At 71.5% G+C, this 5,313-nt stretch carries 3 protein-coding genes and 1 pseudogene; all 4 read right to left on the bottom strand.

Annotated features, from left to right (window positions below):
* Positions 1–1,249 (bottom strand): annotated as a pseudogene (locus G6023_RS05895) (hypothetical protein); the annotation flags it as partial.
* A gap of 180 nt (positions 1,250–1,429) precedes the next feature.
* Positions 1,430–2,641 (bottom strand): acetate/propionate family kinase, encoded by a 1,212-nt coding sequence (locus tag G6023_RS05890; protein WP_182634446.1) that lies wholly within the window; start codon positions 2,639–2,641, stop codon positions 1,430–1,432.
* Positions 2,638–4,935 carry a phosphate acetyltransferase gene (pta, locus tag G6023_RS05885; RefSeq protein ID WP_347570726.1) on the bottom strand — a complete coding sequence of 766 codons (2,298 nt, stop codon included), beginning with the start codon at positions 4,933–4,935 and terminating at the stop codon, positions 2,638–2,640. The genes G6023_RS05890 and pta overlap by 4 nt, the downstream gene beginning before the upstream one ends.
* An 85-nt stretch (positions 4,936–5,020) precedes the next feature.
* Positions 5,021–5,313, bottom strand: a 293-nt coding sequence (locus G6023_RS05880) for an HNH endonuclease signature motif containing protein (RefSeq protein WP_182634444.1), incomplete at its 5' end; no start/stop codon positions are given.

Genomic DNA, 5,313 nt, shown 5'->3' with positions numbered 1-5,313 from the left:
TGGCGCCACCCTCGTCGGTGGCGGGGTCCGCGTCAGGCGTGGTGGCCGCGGTCGCGGGGGCGGTGGGGGCAGAGGCGGTGGCGACGGTGGTGCCCGCCAGCGAGTCCGAACCGGCGGAGCTACCGGGGCCACCGGGGCCACCGGGACCACCGGGGCCACCTGAACCGGATGAACCGGACGAGTCGGACGACCCACCGAGCGAACCGGCCAGGGAGCCCAGGGCGGGGCCGACGACACCGATCACCACACCGATGACGCCCCCGACGATGACCGGCCAGACGACGTCCGGCAGGTCCGTCGAACCGCCGCCGGAGGCGGGGTGGACCACCACGCGTCGCACAGAGGTGTAGGTGGCCCCTCCGGGCATGGTGACCGAGAACGAGATGTCGAAGGTACCGGCGCGGGTGAGAGTACCGGTCAGGGCCCCGTCCTCGAGTCGCATGCCGCGCGGCAGCGTGTCGGTGACCACGTCGAGCACGGTGCCCTCGGGCGGGGTCGGGAGGAACCGTTCGGGCCCGTACTCCTGTCCCACGGTCACGTCGGGCAGTCGGTTGAGCGCGTCGGACGAATCGGTGCCGAGCAGGTCCTCGGTGGTGTCGGGCAAGCCGTCGCCGTCGCGGTCGAGGCCGTCGACGTCGGAAAACGACACCCACATCCTCGGACTGACACTCCGCCGCTGCGCACTGTTGCGGACGTCGAGCGGAACGGAGACCTCGTCCACCACGCGCGCCGACTCCCCCGGCTCCAGTTCCAGGGCGGCCACCGTGGCACCGCGGGCCGGAGAGCCCCCGGCCTGGCCGGTACCCGCGCCGTACAGCATCACGGTCCCCGAGTCGGCGACTGCCGCGCCGGTGATGCTCGACCGCACCGCGAACTCGGCGCCCTCCGACACCACGAAGTCACCGACTCCGACCGCATACCGGCCGGTGCGGCCGGAGTCGGACGCATTGCGGACGTGATAGGTGCGGTCGACGGATTCGCCGGGGAGCATCGCGCACGGGTCCACGTCGGGGATGCTGGCGCTCGCCCCGGGCGGAGCGGGGCTTGCGGGCGGAGCGGAACCCCCGGGCCCACCGGCCGGGTCGCAACCCCACGAACCGAGAGCGAGATCCGGGGCGTCCGTCCAGATGGAACCGTCCAGCGAGAACTCCAGATCGGCGCGGGCACCGAGGGCCGGCACCGTCACCTCCTGAGCCACGGACGCCCCGCCCAGGACCAGGGTGGCGACCGCCGCCAGGATGAGCGGCACGATCCCGCGACTCCTGGGCCAACCCTGCGTCGGGCCGGGAGGCGGCCCGTGCTCGGGCCGGTCGTCCGGAGAGGAGGGTGAGGCGTGGGGCATCGTCCGACTTCGTCCAGCCCGGGCTCGGATGCCGGGGATCACCCCGCACTCTAAAACTAAAGTTGTTCTTAGCAAATGTGGACGGGGTTATCCTCCCAGGCCCAGCACCTCGTCGCACGCCCGCGCGATCGCCAGTTCCTCGTCGGTGGGCACCACGAGCACCGTCACGCGACTGCCGGGGGTGGAGATGACCCGCTCGCCGGTGCCGTTCTCGTTGGCCTCGGCGTCGATCTCCACTCCCCAGCCGCGCATGGTCGACAGCGCATCGGCCCGCAGGCGTGCGACGTTCTCCCCCACCCCTGCCGTGAACGTGATCGCGTCCACGTCGCCGAGGACCGCCCAGTAACCGCCGATGTAGCGACGCAGGCGATGGATCACCACGTCGTAGGCCAGCGTGGCGTCCTCGTCGCCATCGTCGACCCGCGTCAGGAGTTCGCGGAAGTCGCGCGCCCCCGACAGCCCCTCCAGCCCCGACCGGCGGTTGAGCAGGGTGGAGACGTCCTCGGGCGACATGCCGCGGTCACGGATGAGGTGGATGATCAGGCCGGGGTCGAGGTCTCCGGGGCGTGTACCCATGACCAGTCCCTCGAGGGGCGTCAGACCCATGGACGTATCCATGGCGCGGCCACCTTCGATCGCGGACGCCGACGCCCCGTTGCCCAGGTGCAGGACGATCTGGTTGAGCTCGCCGTACGGGCGGCCCAGGACGTCGGCGGTGCGGCGGGAGACGAACTCGTGGCTCGTGCCGTGGAAGCCGTACCTGCGCAGGTCCCACTCGCGTGCCGTCTCGCGATCGATGGCATAGGTGTGGGCGGCGGCGGGCAGGGTGTGGAAGAACCCGGTGTCGAACACGGCCACGTGCGGCAGCCCCGGCAGCAGGTCGCGGGCCACCCGGATGCCACGCAGGTTGGCCGGGTTGTGCAGAGGGGCGAGCACCTCGAGCTTCTCGATGTCGGCCTCCACCTCCGGCGTCACCTCGACCGGCTCGTGGAAGGCCGGCCCGCCGTGGACCACACGGTGGCCGATCGCCTCGACCCCCAGGTCGGTGGGATGGACGTGCAGCTCCTTCGCCAACTCCAGTACGTGACCGAGCGCGGCGGTGTGGTCCGGGAACTCCGCCTCCGCGGTGCGTTCTTCCGCACCGGCACCGGCCAGGTCGCTGCGGCGCACGGTCAGCGTGCCCACGGGCTCACCGATCCGCTCGACCAGCGCCCAGGCCAACTCACCCTCGACGGCGGTGTCGAGGATCTGCAGCTTCAGGGAGGAGGAGCCGGAGTTGATGACGAGCACGCGGGTCATGAGTCGCTTCCCTGGAGGTCTCCGACGCCCTGCGCCTGGACTGCGGTGATGGCGACCGTGTTGACGATGTCCTCCACGAGCGCACCGCGGGACAGGTCGTTGATCGGCTTGCGCAGCCCCTGGAGGACCGGGCCGATCGCGACCGCGCCCGCGGTCCGCTGTACGGCCTTGTAGGTGTTGTTGCCCGTGTTGAGGTCGGGGAACACCAGGACGGTGGCCCGGCCGGCGACCGGGGAGTCGGGCATCTTCTTGGTCGCGACGGTGGGGTCGACGGCGGCGTCGAACTGCAGGGGCCCGTCCACGACGAGGCCGGCAGCCGGATCACCCTCGGTCGCCTCGGCGATCCGCGACCGCACGAGTGCGGTCGCCTCGCGCACCTTGTCGACGTCGGCCCCACTGCCGGAGTCCCCGGTGGAGTAGGAGAGCAGTGCCACACGCGGGTCGATCCCGAACCGCGAGGCGGTCTCGGCGGACGACACCGCGATGTCGGCGAGCTGCTGGGCGGTGGGGTCGGGCACCACCGCGCAGTCCCCGAACGCCAGTACGTGGTCGGCCAGGCACATGAGGAACACGCTCGAGACCGTCTTCACGCCGGGGCGGGTCCGGATGATCTCCAGGGCGGGGCGGATGGTGTGCGCGGTGGTGTGGGCTGCGCCGGAGACCATGCCGTCGGCGAGCCCGGTGTGCACCATCATCGTGGCGAAGTAGGAGATGTCGAGGATGCGGTCACGGGCCACGTCCGGGGTCATGCCCTTGTGCTTGCGCAGCTCGACATAATCATCGGCGAACCGATCGGCGTGCTCGCTCGTCCGCGGGTCCAGCAGTGTCGCGCCGCTCAGGTCGATGCCCAGCTCGTCGGCACGCCGACGGATCGCCTCGGGGTCACCGAGGATCGTCAGGTCGGCCACGTCGCGCCGCAGGAGTCGGCCGGCGGCGTGCAGGATGCGGTCGTCGTCGCCCTCGGGGAGCACGATGTGGCGCTTGTCGGCGCGGGCACGCTCGAGGAGCTGGTGCTCGAACATCTGCGGCGTCATCACGTCGGGCGCGTCGACCCGCAGCGGCGCGAGCAGTTCCTCGGTGTCGACGTGCTTCTCCATCAGGCTGAGCGCGGTCTCCACCTTGCGCCCCGAGCCCGAGAAGACGCGCCCGCGGGTCTCGGCGGCCAGACGGGCGGTGTCGTAAGTGCCGTGACCCGTGCAGATGATGGGGAGGGTGGAGCGCATCCCGCGGACGAGCTTGTCCAACGCCGCGTTCGGCCTGACCCCACCGTTCCAGATCATCCCGGCCAGCGAGGGGAAGCCCTCGGCGGCGTGTGCGGCGAGGATCGCCAGGACCGCGTCGGTGCGGTCGGCGGGGACGATGACGACCATCCCGTCGACCAGTCGCTCCAGGATCCGGTCGCCGGTCATGCCGCCGACCATCACGGCCATCGCCTCGCGGTCGAGCAGGGCCGGGTCGCCGGAGTAGAGCTCGCCGTCGACCGCCTCCATGAGCTCGCCCATCGTGGGCGCGGTGAGCAGCGACTGGGAGGGCAGCGTCCAGGCCGGTACGTCCAGCGAACCGAGCTCGGCCCGGATCTCCTCCAGCGCGCCGGGATCGCACCGGTTCACGACGACTCCCACGGGGTGGGCGTGCTCGACACGCAGCTCCTCGAGGGTGAGCCGGGCGTTGGTGCCGATCTCGGCCGGGGTGCGGTCGGATCCGCGGAGCACCAGCAAGACGGGGGCGCCGAGGTTCACGGCGATCGTGGCGTTGAAGTCGAACTCGGTGGGGCTGGGCACCCCGGTGTAGTCGGTGCCGACGATCACCACGACATCGCACTGCCGGGCCACCGCCTCATATCGGTGCACGATCTCGCTCAGGGCGGCGTCGCGGTCGGAGTGCACGCGCATGTTGGTCACGCCGATGCAGTCCTCGTAGTCGAGGTCCACGGTGGTGTGCTGCAGCAGCATCTCCACGATGGGGTCGCGTACCGGTTCCTCGTCCTCGACGCCGGGACCGGCGGGGCGGGGCGCGACCGTGACGGGGCGGAACACCCCGACCCGCTGGACGGTCCCGGCCAGGATGCGCAGCAGTCCCAACGCGACGGTCGACTTGCCCGTGTCGCCCTCGGGGGCCACGACGTAGACCGCGGACGAGGAGAGCGGCGCACCGTCCGACTGGGACGGGATCGAGAGTGCGGCGACGTCGGAGTCGGACAACTCGGCCCCGGTGGGATCGCCTGACCCCGAGGCGCGGGGTTCGGACGCGAGGGTGTCGGACGCTACGGACTCGGGAGGAAGGGATTCGGGCACGGGGGCATTGTGACAGCGCCGGCGGCGCAGCACACCTTGTACACACCCGACGGCCCGATCCCCCACCCCGGTCCGGGGCGGGTCGTCACACATCGGTGAGCCTGTCGACGCCGGGAGGCAGCCACGTGCACAGGCCGGGCGAGGCGGCGTTCACCACGGTTTTCCACCCTCCGGGGCCGTCGCCGACGAACCCGTGGTGGACGGGACAGCCGAGTGCCCCGTTGGCGACCGTCGTCGGCCCGCCCCTGGACCATTCCCTCACGTGGTGGAACTGACTTCGCCTGGCCGGGGCGGTGCACCCGGGGAAGGTGCACCCTCCGTGGGAGGCGTAGAGGACCAACCGCTGGATCGACGACGCCAGGCGCCGATCGGGGTGGG

The sequence above is a fragment of the Dietzia sp. DQ11-71 genome, assembly GCF_014144995.1.
In the GTDB taxonomy this organism is placed as follows: Bacteria; Actinomycetota; Actinomycetes; order Mycobacteriales; family Mycobacteriaceae; genus Dietzia; species Dietzia kunjamensis.
This window is presented reverse-complemented; position numbering and strand designations above follow the sequence as displayed.